The organism is Microbispora triticiradicis, from assembly GCF_005864065.1.
Lineage (GTDB): Bacteria > Actinomycetota > Actinomycetes > Streptosporangiales > Streptosporangiaceae > Microbispora > Microbispora triticiradicis.
In genome coordinates this window covers 357378-372686 of sequence record NZ_VANP01000005.1, presented here as the reverse complement: position 1 = coordinate 372686, position 15309 = coordinate 357378, and the positions used below count along the sequence as shown (strand labels likewise).

12 protein-coding genes are annotated in these 15309 nt (G+C 72.5%); 7 read left to right on the top strand and 5 right to left on the bottom strand.

Annotation, left to right across the window (positions count from 1 at the left end; all coding sequences use genetic code 11):
* Positions 1-149: 149 nt before the first annotated feature.
* The 3 genes from FED44_RS15805 to FED44_RS15795 all read right to left on the bottom strand — a co-directional run bounded on the left by FED44_RS15805 (position 150) and on the right by FED44_RS15795 (position 3382).
* The gene (locus FED44_RS15805) at positions 150-833 is read right to left on the bottom strand and encodes a response regulator (RefSeq protein WP_138461133.1); all 684 of its coding nucleotides are present in this window, start codon (positions 831-833) and stop codon (positions 150-152) included.
* A 58-nt stretch (positions 834-891) separates the two neighbouring features.
* Positions 892-2322, bottom strand: coding sequence for a sensor histidine kinase (locus FED44_RS15800; protein ID WP_138461132.1), 1431 nt, complete (start codon positions 2320-2322; stop codon positions 892-894).
* Between the two features lie 199 nt (positions 2323-2521).
* Positions 2522-3382 carry a RecB family exonuclease gene (locus FED44_RS15795; RefSeq protein WP_117410591.1) on the bottom strand — a complete coding sequence of 287 codons (861 nt, stop codon included), beginning with the start codon at positions 3380-3382 and terminating at the stop codon, positions 2522-2524.
* A 186-nt stretch (positions 3383-3568) separates the two neighbouring features.
* On the opposite strand from FED44_RS15795, the gene FED44_RS15790 reads away from it, so the two are divergent.
* Positions 3569-4699 carry a site-2 protease family protein gene (locus FED44_RS15790; RefSeq protein WP_117410590.1) on the top strand — a complete coding sequence of 377 codons (1131 nt, stop codon included), beginning with the start codon at positions 3569-3571 and terminating at the stop codon, positions 4697-4699.
* 250 nt (positions 4700-4949) lie between these two features.
* Positions 4950-6572 (top strand): FHA domain-containing protein, encoded by a 1623-nt coding sequence (locus FED44_RS38090; RefSeq protein WP_138461131.1) that lies wholly within the window; start codon positions 4950-4952, stop codon positions 6570-6572.
* Between the two features lie 60 nt (positions 6573-6632).
* On the opposite strand, the gene FED44_RS15780 is transcribed toward FED44_RS38090, so the two are convergent.
* Positions 6633-7226, bottom strand: a complete 594-nt coding sequence (locus FED44_RS15780; RefSeq protein ID WP_138461130.1) for a TetR/AcrR family transcriptional regulator — start codon at positions 7224-7226, stop codon at positions 6633-6635.
* 52 nt (positions 7227-7278) lie between these two features.
* Between FED44_RS15780 and FED44_RS15775 the strand changes: the two genes are divergently transcribed.
* Together FED44_RS15775 and FED44_RS15770 are read left to right on the top strand one after the other, a co-directional pair.
* Entirely contained in the window at positions 7279-8181 is a 903-nt protein-coding gene (locus FED44_RS15775) for a carbohydrate kinase family protein (RefSeq protein WP_138461129.1), read from the top strand.
* Positions 8182-8266: 85 nt separating this feature from the next.
* Positions 8267-9490 (top strand): aminotransferase class III-fold pyridoxal phosphate-dependent enzyme, encoded by a 1224-nt coding sequence (locus tag FED44_RS15770; RefSeq protein WP_117408711.1) that lies wholly within the window; start codon positions 8267-8269, stop codon positions 9488-9490.
* Positions 9491-9637: 147 nt separating this feature from the next.
* Here FED44_RS15770 and FED44_RS15765 read toward each other — a convergent pair whose 3' ends face one another.
* The gene (locus FED44_RS15765; protein WP_117408709.1) at positions 9638-10753 is read right to left on the bottom strand and encodes a GNAT family N-acetyltransferase; all 1116 of its coding nucleotides are present in this window, start codon (positions 10751-10753) and stop codon (positions 9638-9640) included.
* 281 nt (positions 10754-11034) lie between these two features.
* Here FED44_RS15765 and FED44_RS15760 point away from each other — a divergent pair, with 281 nt between their 5' ends.
* From FED44_RS15760 to FED44_RS15750, 3 genes are all read left to right on the top strand, one after another.
* The gene (locus FED44_RS15760; RefSeq protein WP_117408707.1) at positions 11035-11898 is read left to right on the top strand and encodes a tRNA (adenine-N1)-methyltransferase; all 864 of its coding nucleotides are present in this window, start codon (positions 11035-11037) and stop codon (positions 11896-11898) included.
* A gap of 205 nt (positions 11899-12103) precedes the next feature.
* Positions 12104-13867 carry a proteasome ATPase gene (arc, locus tag FED44_RS15755; protein WP_117408706.1) on the top strand — a complete coding sequence of 588 codons (1764 nt, stop codon included), beginning with the start codon at positions 12104-12106 and terminating at the stop codon, positions 13865-13867.
* Positions 13868-14083: 216 nt separating this feature from the next.
* Entirely contained in the window at positions 14084-15295 is a 1212-nt protein-coding gene (locus tag FED44_RS15750; protein WP_244301973.1) for an acyltransferase family protein, read from the top strand.
* The last annotated feature ends 14 nt before the right edge of the window (positions 15296-15309 follow it).

The window sequence follows — 15309 nt, the reverse complement described above, 5'->3', positions numbered from 1 at the left end:
CCCCCACGGCCACGCCCTGTCTCCGACGGTACCCGGGGCGGGCCCGGCCGGGCATCGGCCGCGCGTACGGCCCGCGCCTGCGCCCACAGGAGGATCCGGCGGGCTTCGCTACTCCCCGAGGAGGAGCGTGCGCCCGCCCGCGCTGAGGCTCAGGAGAAGGCGCCGGGGACGATCAGCCCGGTCTCGTAGGCGAGCACGACCGCCTGCACCCGGTCACGCAGGCCGAGCTTGGTCAGCACGTTCCCCACGTGCGTCTTGACGGTCGTCTCGCTGACCACCAGCGTGGCGGCGATCTCCGCGTTCGACATGCCCTTGGCGATGAGGCGCAGGACCTCCAGCTCGCGTTCGGTGAGCCGGTCGAGCCGCGCGGGGGTGGCCTGCTGGTGCGCGGAGGGCAGTCGGGCGGCGAACCGGTCCAGCAGCCGCCGGGTGACGCTCGGCGCCACGATGGCGTCGCCGGCGGCCACCACCCGGATCGCCTGCACCAGGTCGTCCGGGGGCACGTCCTTGAGCAGGAACCCGCTCGCGCCCGCGCGCAGCGCCTCGACGATGTACTCGTCCAGGTCGAACGTGGTCAGCACGAGCACCTTCGGCACGTGGGCGGTGGGCGCGGCCTCCCGAACGATGCGGCGGGTGGCCTCGATGCCGTCGGTGCCGGGCATGCGGACGTCCATGAGCACCACGTCGGGCAGCAGGGCGCGGGACTGCTCCATCGCCGTCGCGCCGTCGCCGGCCTCGCCCACGACGGTGACGTCGGCCTCCGCTTCGAGGATGAACCGGAATCCGGTGCGCAGCAGCGGCTGGTCGTCGACCAGCAACACCCGGATCGTCATGATCCGTCCGTCCTGGGCGTCGCGGCGACCCGCCGCGCGGGGGAGAACACCCTGATCGTCATGTCGTGTCCTTGAGGGGGCCGTGCGTGAGGGGATGGTTCGTGGCGGGCTCGTGCCCGGTCGTGCCGTGTTCGGGGGCGTCGTGCCCGGTCGTGCCGTGTTCGGGGGCGTGCTCGGTCGTGTCGTCGCCGGGGGCGACGTGCCTGAGGGGAAGCTCCCTGCCCGGACCGCCCTTGACGGAGCCGTCCCTGCCGGAGCCGACCCTGACGGGCCTGTCCTTCAGGGGGCTGTCCTTCAACGGGAAGCGGGCGCGGACCTCGAACCCGCCCCCGACGCGGGGTCCGATCCGCAGGACTCCACCATAGAGGGCCACACGCTCGCGGATGCCGACGAGCCCATGACCTTTGCCACCGATACGCACCGATTCCTCGGCCGCGCCCCGCCCGTCGTCCTCGACCTGGAGGGTCAGCTCGTTCCCCTCGTGCCGGACGGTGACCCACGCGCGGGCCGCGGGCCCGGCGTGCCGCAGGCTGTTGGTGAGCGCCTCCTGCACGAGGCGGTAGGCGGCGAGGTCGACCCCGGGCGGCAGGCCGGGCCGGTCGCCCTCGATGCGCAACTGCGTGCGCAGGCCCGCCTCGCGCATCTGCTCGACCAGCGCCGGCAGGTCCTGCATGCCCGGCTGCGGCCCGCGCTCGGCCGGGCCGTCCGTGCGGAGCACGCCGACGATGTTGCGCATCTCCGCCATCGCCGTACGGCCCATCTCCTCGATGGCGGTGAGGGCGTCGCGGGCGACGTCCGGCTTGGTGTCGAGCATCCGGCGCGCCGCGGCGGCCTGCACGGTCATCACGCTCACGTGGTGGGCCACCACGTCGTGCAGCTCGCGGGCGATCCGGGAGCGTTCCTCGGCCCGGGCGGCCCGCGTGTCCGCGTCCCGCGCCCGCTCCAGCCGGTGCGCCCGCTGGACCAGTTCGTCGAGGTAGGCGCGGCGCAGCCGCAACGCCCGGCCGCACACCCAGCACAGCAGGAGGACGGCGGTCACGACGACGTGGTCGGTCCAGGACGGGGTGATGACCCCGCTGACGGCGCTGGCGACGTAGGAGGAGAAGGAGACGACGAGGGCGGCCAGGCTCAGCGCCAGTCCCCGGTAGGCGGCGACGGAGTAGAGCAGCACGAGCCCGCCGAACTCGCTGAGACCGGGGTCGTAGTGGAGTGTGTCGAGCGCCGCCTGCGGGACGCAGGTGGCCACGAGCAGGACGAGGGGCCGGCTACGCCGCAGCGCCACGGGCAGCGTGCAGGCCGCCGCCAGGACCAGGTTCAACGCGTCCGCCGGACGGGGCGTCGCGGATCTCAGCCAGCCGGCTCCCTCCTCGGGGCCGGCCGAGGCGATCCACCACAGGGACGCGGTCGTCAGCACCACCGCGAGGATCGCGTCGAAGACCAGGGGATGAGCCCGAAGCCAGGATCGCGTACTGCCGGGGGTGGTGCGCACGTACCAAACTTAGGCCGTCCCCGCGCGTGTCCACCCTGCCCGGGAGGGAAATCCCGCATCCTCCGTACGGAGGATGCGCGCACTGGCCCGGCGAGCGTGGGACACGGCCGGGCACACCGGCCCCGGCGATGTGCGCGGGCGGAGTGGTGCCGAGACGGTGCGAGGGGCGGTGCGAGGGCGGTGCGAGGGGGCGGGGTCGCTAGATCTCGTCGGCGGCGGACCGCCTGTTCACGCGGGCCGACAGGCCGGGCTCGCGGTCCGGCACGGGCGGCGGCGTGCCGCCGAACTCCGGGCACAGGGCCTGGTGGTCGCACCAGTCGCACAGCCGCGAGCGGCGGGCCCGCCACTCGCGGGTGCGCACCGCGCGCTCGATCGCCGCCCACAGCGCCTCGACCTTGCGCTCGGTGGCCCGCAGGTCCGCCTCGTCGGGGACATAGCGGAGGATCTCGCCGTTGCCGAGGTACATGAGCTGGAGCATCCGGGGGACCTGCCCCTTCAGCCGCCACAGCGCCAGCGCGTAGAACTTCATCTGGAACAGCGCCTTGGCCTCCCACTCGCGCCCCGGCGCCGTGCCCGTCTTGTAGTCCACGATCCGCGTCTCGCCGGTCGGGGCCACGTCGAGCCGGTCGATGTAGCCGCGCAGCAGCAGGCCGCTGTCGAGCACGGCCTCGACGTACATCTCGCGCTCGGCGGGCTCCAGCCGCTGCGGGTCCTCCAGCGTGAAGTAACGCTCGACCATGCCGCGGGCCTGGGTCAGCCAGGCGTCGCGCTCCTCGTCGGTCTCGAACAGCCCCGCGTAGTCGGGCTCCTCGGTCAGCAGCCGCCGCCACTGCGGCTCCAGCAGCTCCTGCGCCGCGGCGACCGTCCGCGCCTCGGCCGGCAGGTCGTACAGCCGCTCCAGCACGGCGTGGACGAGGGTGCCCCGGACCGCGGCCGCCGAGGGACGCTCGGGGAGCTGGTCGATCACCCTGAACCGGTAGAGCAGGGGGCAGGTCATGAAGTCACCGGCCCGGGAGGGGGACAGCGCCCCGATAACGGCGCGCTCTTCGGCGAGGGTCATGCCGGAACTGTAGGACATCGAGCCGACAGAACGCGTCCGCGCCCGCGGTCCCCTCGCCGCCGTCTCCCCGCCGCCGTCTCCCGTACCGCCGGGACGATCGCGTGCTCCGCGGCGGGCGGTCAGCTCTTAGGCTGATCTCACGTCGCGCCGCGTAGCATCGAGGGGCGCGGGAGGGAAGGCGGCCAAATGAGCACACCTGCCAAGGAGTCCACCGGACTGCGGATGGGGCGGCCGTTCGGCATTCCCGTCTACGTCTCGCCGACGTGGCTCATCGTGGCGGCGTTCATCACGGTCAGCTTCCAGCCGCGGTTCGCCGACATGCTGCCCGGCTACGGCGAGTCCGCCACCTACCTGGTCGCGCTGGCCTTCGCCGTCCTGTTGTACGTCTCCGTACTGCTGCACGAGCTGGCGCACTGCGTGGTGGCCAAGCACTACGGCCTGCCGGTGCGCCGGATCACCCTCTACATGCTGGGCGGCGTCTCGGAGATCGAGCGCGAGCCCGAGACGGCGGGCCGGGAGTTCAACGTGGCCTTCGCCGGGCCGCTGCTGTCGCTGGGGCTGGCCGGGATCGGGGCCCTCGTGGAGGCGTTCGTGGTGCCGCCGGGCGGCCTGGCCCAGGTGCTGATGTGGCAGCTGTGGCTGTCCAACCTGATCGTCGGCGTGTTCAACCTGCTGCCCGGCCTGCCGCTCGACGGCGGCCGGATGCTGCGGGCGGCCGTGTGGAAGGTCAAGCGCGACTCGGGCACGGGCACGATGGCCGCCGCGTGGGTCGGGCGCGGCGTGGCGGTCGCGGTGGTCGTGGTGCCGCTCCTGATGAACCTGATGGCCGGGCAGGAGCCGGCCATCGGCAGCATGCTCTGGACGGTGGTGCTGGCGTCGTTCATCTGGCTCGGGGCCTCCCAGTCGCTGCGGGTCGCCCGCGTACGGGCCCGGCTTCCGCAGTTGCGGGCCCGGGTGCTGGCGCGCAGGGCGATCCCGGTCACGGCCGAGGTGCCGCTCTCCGAGGGCCTGCGCCGGGCGCGCGAGTCCGGAGCCGGGGCGATGGTGGTGGTGGACCACGACGGGCACCCGGTGGGCATCGTGAACGAGGCGGCGGTCAACGCCACTCCCGAGCAGCGCAGGCCGTGGGTGAACGTCGGGGCCCTGTCGCGCACCCTGGAGCCCGCGCTGGTGCTCGGCGCCGACCTGGAGGGGGAGTCGCTGCTCGACGCCATGCGGGGCTCTCCGGCGCCCGAATACCTGCTCGTCGAGCGCGGCGGAGAGATCTACGGCGTGCTTGCCACCGCCGACGTCAACCGCATGTTCAGCGGCGTGTGAGCGTCACCCTGGCCTTCCGGGCGGGGCGGGCCGGGGCGCCCGGGGCGGGGCCCGCGCACTCGTCATCGGGACGGCCGGGGGCTAGGGTGCTGAGCGAGACCGGGGCCCGAGCACGCTCGGTCGCCCGTACGCGCGCTCCGGCAGGCCGGTTCACCATACTTTTTGCTACTTTCTGGGGTGATCGATCCGGCACACGGCGTGCCGGCGATGATGCCGGACATCCGGTGGCGTTTCCGGAGGGAGAACTTCTGTGACGGAACAGGGCGTGGGGGTGGTCCGCCCGCTGCCGGGAGAGGGCGTGGTCGCCCATCTGAACGGCTTGCTGCTCGTGTGCGCCACCGGCGGCGACCAGCCGGTCGAGGACCTGCTGAGCGCGTTGCACGAGACCGCCACGACGGGCGGGGACGGCCGGGCGCTGGCCCGGCGCGTGGCCCAGGTGCTCGCGCGCGCCATGGACCGCTCGATCGGGGAGCCGGTGGCCTGCGCGGTCGCCGGTCCCGCAGGGGGAGGCGTGGCCGTGCTGGTCAGCGGGGCCGCGTACGCGAGCGTGTCCGGCCCGGAGGGCGAGGTGCGCCTCGCCGGGCACGACGCGCTGACCTGGACCGACCGCCTCGTCAACGGCCCGGTGTCCACGGTGCTGCTGCGCCTGCCGGGAGCCGGCCCGTCGAGCCCGTACGCCCGGCTGGACGGCGGCGTCGTCACGGGAGCCGGGCTGGAGTGCGACCTCACCCGGCACGGCGACCTCGCCTTCCCGCCGCTGCCCCCGCGCCCGCCGCAGCACCAGCCGCAGCATCAGGGGCAGCACACGGGCGCGCAGCCCCCGCCGGTGGGGGTGCCGGAGCCGATCGGGCCGCGGGGGCCCGTGGTGCCGCCCCCGCCCGTCTCCCCGCCAGCCCAGCCGCCCCTCTCGCCGCCCGTCTCGCCGTTCGGCGGCGGGCCGTTGTCCGGCCCCGGGCCGTCGGCCGAGCACGCGGCGCCCCCGTCGTCCGGTCCGTCGTCCCAGCCGGTCCCCCCGCCCGCCCAGCCGCCGCACGTCTCCCAGCCGCTGCCGCCGTTGCCGTCCGGACTGTCGGACCCGGCGCCCGCGCAGCACTCCGGCCCCCAGCCCGCCCCGCCCTACACCCCGTCCCATTCCGGGCCGCAGCAGTCCCCGGGGCTGCCCGAGCCGTCCGACGACCGCGGCGGGCCCCAGGACGCCCAGGACGGGCCCGCCCAGGACCGGGGAGCACAGGACCGGGGCGGCTCCCCGGACGGGCCGGGAAGCGGACCGTTGGGCGGCCCGTTCGACGGGCCCTTCGACGGGCCCTTCGACGGGCCCTTCGAGGGGGCGTCGCAGGCCTCCGACGACGAGCCGGGGGAGGCGACCCAGCTCGACGTGGCGCCCGACCCGGAGCCGCGGCCCATGGTGTACGGCGTCGACTGCAAGAACGACCACTTCAACGACCCGCGCGCGCCGTACTGCGCGGTCTGCGGCGTCCCCATCGACCAGCGGGCGGTGGTGCCGTACAAGGGCCCGCGCCCGCCGCTCGGCGCGCTGCTGCTCGACGACGGCATGGCGCTGCCGCTGGAGGCCGACTACCTGCTGGGCCGCGACCCGGAGCGGGCCCCCGAGGTGCAGTCGGGCGAGGCCAGGCCGGCCAGGGTCACCAGCCCGGACGGCTCGGTGTCCCGCCGGCACCTGCGGGTGTTCCTGGAGAACTGGGACGTCAACCTGCTCGACCTGGGGTCGGTGAACGGCACGCAGATCCAGCCGCCGGGCGACCCCAACTTCTACGACATCCCGCCGAACGAGCCGGTGCCGATCCTGCCCGGCACGACCGTGCGCATCGGGGTCTCCCGCACCATGCGCTACGAGGCGCACCGCCCCGCCTGACGCCCGCCTGAGACGGCGGCCGGACCGCCGGGGACCCGGATACGGGCACCCGGCGGCCGGTCAGCCGCCGCGCAGGCGGTCGATCTCGCGCAGCAGCAGCCGCTCCAGCCGCTCGGCGGTGACGTTCGCGGGATACAGCAGCCGGTGCACGCTGAGGCCGTCCACCAGCGCGAGCAGCCGTTCGGCCACGTCCTCCGGGTCCTCGTCCGTACGGATCTCACCGGCCTCGGCGGCGGACCTCAGCAGGCTGGTCACCACGTAGCGAAGCTCGGCGGCCTCCCGCCGCTGCACCTCCAGCAGCGCGGGACTGGTCAGGCAGCGCCCCCAGAAGCCGACCTCGAGCCCGGTCTCCCCGGCGCGCTCGCCGTCGAGGGGGACGTTGTCGAGCAGCAGTTCCCGCAGTGCCGCCAGCCCGGTGCGGCCGGACAGCTTCTCCCGCAGCCGGTCGGCGATGCGCCGGTGCGAGGCCTCCAGCGCCGACAGCAGGATCTCGTCCTTGTCCGCGAAGTAGTGCGTGAGCACGCCGTTGGAGTAGCCGGCCTCCTTCGCGATGGCCCGGGTCGTCGCCGCCTCGATGCCGTCGCGCAGGATGATCCGGCGCGCCGCCGCGACGACCTCCCCCCGGCGTTCCTCATGATTGACGATCTTCGGCACGCTCCATCACCTCGGTTGACATGTTAGTCGGGCGCCCGTCTATTATCCGCACATGACGGTTGTGACAGTCGGCGTGCATATCGTCGACGTCCTGGCCCGCCCGGTCGAGTCCATCCCGTCCGGCCAGGACACCCACCTGCTGGAGCAGATCCGCATCACCGCCGCGGGGGCGGCCGCCGGCACGGCCGTGGCCCTCGCGAAGATCGGTGTGCCGGTGGCCACCATGGGCGCCGTCGGCGGCGACGAGCTGGGCGACTTCCTCCTGATGATCATGGCGCGGCACGGCGTGGACGTGAGCGGCGTCGTGCGCCGTCCGGGGGAGCAGACCGCCGCCTCCATCCTGCCGATCCGGCCCGACGGGGGACGGCCCTCGTTCCACGTGCCCGGGGCCAACCTGGGTCTGGCGACCGCCGACCTCGACGCCGGCCGCCTGACCGCCGCGAAGGTGGTGCACCTCGGCGGCATGGACGTCACCTGGGGCCTGCACGACCCCGAGTTCTACGCGCTGCTCGGCAAGGCCCGCGAGGGCGGCACGATCGTCACGCTGGACCTGCTGTCCAACCTGCCGGACCTGATGCCCGCCGTACGGGCGTTCCTGCCGCACGTCGACTACCTGCTGCCCAACGAGGAGCAGGCCCTCATGCTCACCGGCGCCGAGACTCCGGAGGAGGCCGCCGCCGCGCTGCTCGGCGAGGGCCCGAAGGGCGTGATCGTCACCCTCGGGGCCGCCGGCAGCCTCGTGGCCACCGCCGGGGGGCTCACCCGTGTGCCCGCCCTGGACGTGCCGGTGGTCGACACCACGGGCTGCGGCGACGCGTACTGCGCCGGGTTCGCCGCCGGCCTGCTGCGCGGCCGGGACGTGCTCGGCGCCGCCCGCCTCGGCACGGCCGTCGCCGCGCGGGTCGCGGGCGGGCTCGGCTCCGACGCCGGCCTGGACGGCCCCGTCGACGACTGATCTCCGTCCGGTCCCCCCTCCCACGGTCCCCCTCCGGTCTCTGCCGCTCCGGTTCCCCCTCCTCCGAAACCCCGGGAGTCCGCCCATGTCCGTCGACGCGTCCCTGCGGGCCCGTGCCGCGAAGGTCATCCCCGGTGGCATGTACGGCCACCTCAACGCGGTCCTGCACGGCGACCGCTATCCCCAGTTCTTCGTCCGGGCCGAGGGAGCCCGTCAGTGGGACGCGGACGGCCGCGAGTACGTCGACCTGATGTGCAGCTGGGGACCGATGATCGTCGGTCACCGCGAGCCCCGGGTCGAGGCCGCCGCCGCGGCGCAGCAGGCGTCCGGCGACTGCCTGAACGGCCCCGGCCCGGTCATGGTCGAGCTGGCCGAACTGCTGGTCGACCTGATTCCGTCGGCGGACTGGGCCATGTTCTCCAAGAACGGCACCGACGCCACCACGCAGGCCCTGATGGTGGCCAGGGCGGCCACGGGCCGGACCAAGGTCCTCGTCGCTCACGGCGCCTACCACGGCGCCGACCCCTGGTGCACGCCCGGCCTCTCGGGGGTCACCCCCAACCAGCGGGCGGACACGATCGAGTTCACCTACAACGACCTCGCGAGCGCCGAGGCGGCGGCGGCCGAGGCGGACGGCGACGTCGCCGCGATCCTCGTCACCCCCTTCAAGCACGACTCGTTCGAGGACCAGGAGCCCGCGGACGCCGCGTTCGCCCGGGGGGTGCGGGCGCTGGCCGACCGCCTCGGCGCGGCACTGGTGATCGACGACGTGCGGGCCGGGTGGCGGCTGGACCTGCGCGGCTCGTGGGAGCCTCTCGGCGTGCGCCCCGACCTCACGGCCTGGAGCAAGGCGATGGCCAACGGATTCCCCATCGCCGCGCTCACCGGCGCCGACGCGCTCCGGGGGGCGGCCCAGACGCTGTACTCGACTGGCTCGTTCTGGTTCTCCGCGACCGCGATGGCCGCCGCCAAGGCGACGATCGAGATCCTGCGGGAGAGTGACGGGCCCGCGCTCATGCACCGGGCGGGGACCCGGCTGCGCGAGGGGCTCGCCGCCCAGGCCGCCGCCCACGGCTTCGTGGTGCGGCAGACCGGCCCGGTGCAGGTGCCGTGGCTGTCCTTCGAGGGCGACGACACGCTGGAGAAGGGCATCCACTGGGCCGGGGCCTGCCTTGAGGAGGGCGTCTACCTGCACCCCTGGCACAACTGGTTCCTGTCGGCCGCCCACACCGACGAGGAGATCGACCGGGCGCTCCAGGGGACGGACGCCGCCTTCGCCAAGCTGCGGGCCGCGTACGGCGCCGACTGAGGGGCCGGCCGGCATCGGTGTGGCCGGGACGCCCCAGCGGGCGTCGCGGGCCGCGGACGGCCCGCGCTCGGGTGCCGGGTTCCGGGCGGCGCCCGAGCGCGGGCGGGTTGTCCGTTCCGCGATCCTCCACGAGGTCCGGGAAAGGGCTCAGTCGCGCGTACGGGCCCATTGGAGGTCGTCGACGCGGGTGCCGCCGGGGCCCGGCAGCAGTCCCCGTACGAGATGCTCACGGGTGAAACCGGCGCGCTCCAGCACCCGATGCGACGCCGTGTTGCCGGTCGTGGTGCCGGCCACGATCCTGCGCAGCGGCGTCTGCCCGAACGCCCAGTCGATCAGCAGCGTCACGGCCCGGGTCACCAGGCCGCGCCCGCGGAAGGCGGGGAGCAGGCTGTAGCCGAGCATGGCCTGGCCGAGGTCCGGGACGACGCCGGTGAGCTGGATGTCCCCGGCGAACTCCCCGGTGCGCTCGTCCCTGATCGCGGCGTCTATCCGCTGCCCGGTCAGCCATCGATGGCGCGCGTACCGGCAGACGAGCTCGCTGCCGGCGTACACCGGTTGCCTGGGCGGCACGTGCGACTCCGTCACGTCGGGCACGGACGCCAGGGCGAAGTGATCGGCGGCGTCGGCGGTGGTCAGCGGCGTGAGCCGCACCACGCCGTCGGTGAGCGAGCCGCCGTCGAGCGAGCCGCCGGGGAAGAACGGCAGGAAGGGCGTGATCGGGTCGCCGGGGTCGGTGCTCAGCCGCCCGAACACGGCGACGTCGGAGGAGGTGTCGCCCCGGGGAATACCCGCCCCGCGCAGCACGCCTTCGTGGGCGAACCCGGACCGGAAGGCGACCCGCTGGCTCGGGATGTTGTCCACGTCGGCCAGCAGTGAGATCCGGGTGACGCCCAGGGCGAAGGCCCGCTCGGCGAGCACCCGCACGGCCGCGGTGGCGACGCCGCGGCCCCGCGCCCACGGCGCGAGCCAGTAGCCCACGTCGGACGCGCCGAAGCGGTCGCGCGGTTGGAGCCCCGCGGCGCCGAGGACCTCGTCCGTCGCGGGATCGGCGACGACGAAGTACGCGCCGCCGTCCCCCCACTTCTCGGGCACGGTCTTGGTGATCCACGTCAGCGCGTCGTCCCGTGTGTACGGCGAGGGCATGAACGGGACGTACCGCGGGATGCCGGGGTCGGAGCAGGCGCGGGCGATCTGGTCGGCGTCCCCCTCGACCGGCAGGCGCAGAACGGCCGGACCGGCGGGGATGGCCTCTTGGGGCAACATGTCCCATTGTTACCAGCGGTCTCCCCGTCACGGCCAGGCGTTTTCCGGCGGCCGGGGACACTCGGCGCCACCGCCCCTGACGGGCAAACCTCGGCGGTCGCGGCACCTTGTGCCCCTCCCGCCGATCTTTGCCCCGTCGCGTCGCCCAGAGCGGCACCTCGCCGCGTTGTCCTCGTCGCCCATAGCTCCGCTATGGCCTCCTCCTCCGCCTTGCGATGCACCACTCTGGACACCGCTCCCGGCGGGCAAACCTCGGCGGTCGCGGCACTAGCCTTTTCCGCATGGGTTTTCGCAGGCACGGTCCGTTCCGGGCTGGAGATCAGGTTCAGCTCACCGACCCCAAGAACAAGCGGCACACGGTGACGCTGAAAGAGGGCGGCGTCTTCCACACGCACAAGGGGTCGATCCCGCACGACGACCTGATCGGGCAGCCCGAGGGGTCCGTGGTGCGGTCCTCCGGCGGCACGTCCTACCTGGCGTTCCGGCACCTGCTGGCCGACTACGCGGTCTCGATGCCGCGCGGCGCGGCGGTGGTCTATCCGAAGGACGCGGCGCAGATCGTCGCCATGGCCGACATCTTCCCCGGCGCGCGGGTCGTCGAGGCCGGTGTGGGGTCGGGCGCGCTCACCTGCTTCCTGCTGCGGGCGGCCGGGCCGGAGGGGAAGGTCACCTCCTACGAGCGGCGCGCGGACTTCGCCGAGGTGGCCACCAAGAACGTGGAGAAGTTCTTCGGCGGCCCGCAGGGGCAGTGGCGCCTGGTGGTCGGCGACTTCGTCGACGCGCTGGACGAGGCCGACGTGGACCGCGTCGTCCTCGACATGCTGGCTCCCTGGGAGTGCGTGGACGCGGCGGCGAAATCTCTCACCCCAGGAGGAGTTATCTGCTGCTATGTTGCGACAACGACTCAGTTGTCCAGAACGGTGGAGGCCCTGCGGGAGCACGGGAGTTTCACCGAGCCCCACGCGTGGGAGACCCTGGTTCGCGACTGGCATGTCGAGGGTCTCGCGGTCCGGCCGGACCATCGGATGGTCGGCCACACGGGTTTCCTCGTCACGGCCCGTCGCATGGCGGACGGTGTCACGCCCCCGCCGCGGCGCAGGCGCCCCGCCAAGGGGGCGTACGGAGAGGGGACCGAACAAGTGTGACGATTCGGCCACATCCCGGCAAAGCCCCGTGACACGGGAGCATTCGGGTGCGTTGCTAATGCTGATCCGAATATTCCACCCATAAGGCATCAAACGCCGAACACCCAACGTAACTACACGAACACTGCCCGGCCAGGTTACGTACAGCGCCAAGATAGGTAGGGTCTTGAGTAGTCGTTCTCGACGGGGAAGGAGGTGACGGGGCGTGGCAGCTCGCGACGACGCTGAGGCTCGAGCCGCGCAGCGCGAACGGGAGGTCGCCGATCTCACAACACAGGTCTCCTTCCTGCAGGAGGAGATCACCGCGTTGCGCCGGAAGCTGGCCGAGTCTCCCCGGCAGGCCAGGGTCATCGAGGAGCGCCTCCATGAGGCGCAGGCACAGGTGGCCGCTCTCACGAGCCAGAACGAGCGTCTGGTCGCCACCCTCAAGGAGGCCAGGGACCAGATCGTCGCCCTGAAGGAGGAGGTCGACCGGCTGGCGCAGCCGCCGTCCGGTTTCGGCGTGTTCCTGGAGGCCAGGGACGACGGCACGATCGAGGTGTTCACCGGCGGGCGCAAGCTCCGGGTGAACGTCAGCCCGGCCGTCGACGCCGACTCGCTCAAGCGTGGCCAGGAGGTCATGCTGAACGAGGCGCTCAACGTCGTCGAGGCCCTCGGCTACGAGGACGTCGGCGAGATCGTCATGCTCAAGGAGTTGCTGGAGAGCGGCGACCGTGCGCTGGTCATCTCCCACGCGGACGAGGAGCGGGTCGTCAAGCTCGCCCACTCGCTGCTGGACCAGCCGCTGCGTGCCGGCGACTCCCTGCTTCTCGAACCCCGATCCAACTACGTCTACGAGCGCATCCCCAAGTCGGAGGTGGAGGAGCTCGTCCTGGAGGAGGTCCCCGACATCTCCTACGAGGAGATCGGCGGCCTCAGCCGGCAGATCGAGCAGATCAGGGACGCCATCGAGCTGCCCTACCTGCACGCCGACCTGTTCCGCGAGCACCAGCTGCGCCCGCCGAAGGGCGTGCTCCTGTACGGCCCGCCCGGCTGCGGCAAGACGCTGATCGCCAAGGCCGTGGCCAACTCCCTGGCCAAGCAGGTCGCGGAGAAGACCGGTCAGTCCGGCAAGAGCTTCTTCCTCAACATCAAGGGCCCCGAGCTCCTCAACAAGTACGTCGGCGAGACCGAGCGGCACATCCGCCTGGTGTTCCAGCGGGCCAGGGAGAAGGCCTCCGAGGGCACCCCGGTGATCGTGTTCTTCGACGAGATGGACTCGATCTTCCGGACCCGCGGCTCCGGCGTCTCCTCCGACGTCGAGAACACCATCGTCCCCCAGCTCCTGTCGGAGATCGACGGTGTCGAGGGCCTGGAGAACGTCATCGTCATCGGCGCCTCCAACCGCGAGGACATGATCGACCCGGCGATCCTGCGGCCCGGCCGCCTGGATGTCAAGATCAAGATCGAGCGGCCGGACGCCGAGGCGGCCAAGGACATCTTCTCGAAGTACCTGGTCAGCGAGCTGCCGCTGCACCCGGAGGATCTGAGCGAGCACGGCGACAGCCGTGAGGGCACGATCGCCGGGATGATCCAGCGGACCGTCGAGCGGATGTACGCCGAGAGCGAGGAGAACCGCTTCCTCGAGGTGACCTACGCCAACGGCGACAAGGAAGTCCTCTACTTCAAGGACTTCAACTCCGGCGCGATGATCCAGAACATCGTCGACCGGGGCAAGAAGATGGCCATCAAGGAGTTCCTCGACACCGGGCAGAAGGGCCTGCGGATCTCCCACCTGCTGGCCGCCTGCGTGGACGAGTTCTCCGAGAACGAGGACCTGCCCAACACCACCAACCCCGACGACTGGGCCCGCATCTCCGGCAAGAAGGGCGAGCGGATCGTCTACATCCGCACGCTCGTGCAGGGCAAGCAGGGCACCGAGGCCGGCCGTTCGATCGACACGGTCGCCAACACCGGTCAGTACCTGTAGGCATCCGTAGTCGGCATAGTCCGGCGCCGGCCTGGCCGGCGCCGGTGCCGAGAAGGACACGGAGGAGGAGCGGCGCGATCCCGTATCGCGCCGCTCCTCCCGTTTTCCGGGGGTCGTCCGGAGATCGTGGATCTCGGAGGGAACCGGAAGGGCATGTGATCACGTCAAAGATGGCGTGATCTTTCTTGGCGCGCGCGGGTGGGTCCTGTGAGTCCTGTGCGACATTCCGTTCCTCCCGCGGGCGCGCCGGACGCGCCCGGCGACGGCCGGTCCGCGAGGGGCCGCCGACTCGTCGAACTCGACGTCCTGCGCTTCGTCGCCGCGTTCGCGGTCATGTCCTTCCACTACATGGCGGCCAGCAAGTCCCTGTGGGACGAGTTCCCCACGAAGCTGTTCGCGCCGGTCGCCCGCCTCACCACGCTGGGCATCCTCGGCGTCGAGTTGTTCTTCCTCATCAGCGGATTCGTCATCCTGATGAGCGTGTGGGGCCACACGGTCGGCGAGTTCGCCGTGTCCCGGGTCTCCCGGCTGTACCCGGCGTACTGGTTCGCCGTGATCGTGATCTTCATCCTGTACCGGTTCAGCGGGGTCTCCGGGTTCGACCCCAAGCTCAGCACCGGGGAGTACCTGCTCAACCTGACCATGCTGCAGGGGGCGTTCGACGTCGGGCACGCCGGCGGCGTCTTCTGGTCGCTCTGGGTGGAACTGCGGTTCTACGTCCTCCTGGCGCTGTTCTCCCTCGTGGGGATCACGCTGCGGCGCTGCCTGGTGTTCCTGGCGGCCTGGGCCGGCCTGGCCCTGCTCGCCGAGTTCACCCAGAACGACGTGCTGGTCTTCGTCTTCATGCCGAGGCAGGCGCCGTACTTCATCGCGGGCATGGCCTTCTTCCTGATCCACCGCTTCGGGGCGCGGTCGGCGGCCTTCGTGCCGTGGCTGCTCGTGGCGGCCGGCTATGGGATGTCCCTGCACGCCGCCCTGGAGCGCGTGGGGGAGCGGGTGCGCCTGATCGGGATCGCCCGTTACCCGGCGCCGCCGGAGGCCGTCATCGTCGCGATCACGCTCATCTACCTCCTGATGGCCGCGGTCGCCCTCGGCTGGCTGCGGTGGGTGCGCTGGCGTCCCCTCGTCACCGTCGGCGCCCTCACGTACCCGCTCTATCTGCTGCACCAGACGATCTCCGCCGTCCTGATCCCGGCGTACCGGGACGTGCTGGACCCCTGGCTGCTGACCGGGATCACGATGACGGTCTCGATCGCGCTCGCGTACGCGGTCTACCGGCTGGTCGACAGGCCCGGCCAGCGGTGGCTCCGGTCCAGGCTGGGGGCCCTGCTCGACCGCTCGCGCGGGTCCCGCCGGCGCGGCCGGGGCACCCCTTCCCGGACGGTGCCGCCGATTCCGGCGCAAAGTCCCGAGGCATCTGTGCCGTAACTGTTCGGTAGCAG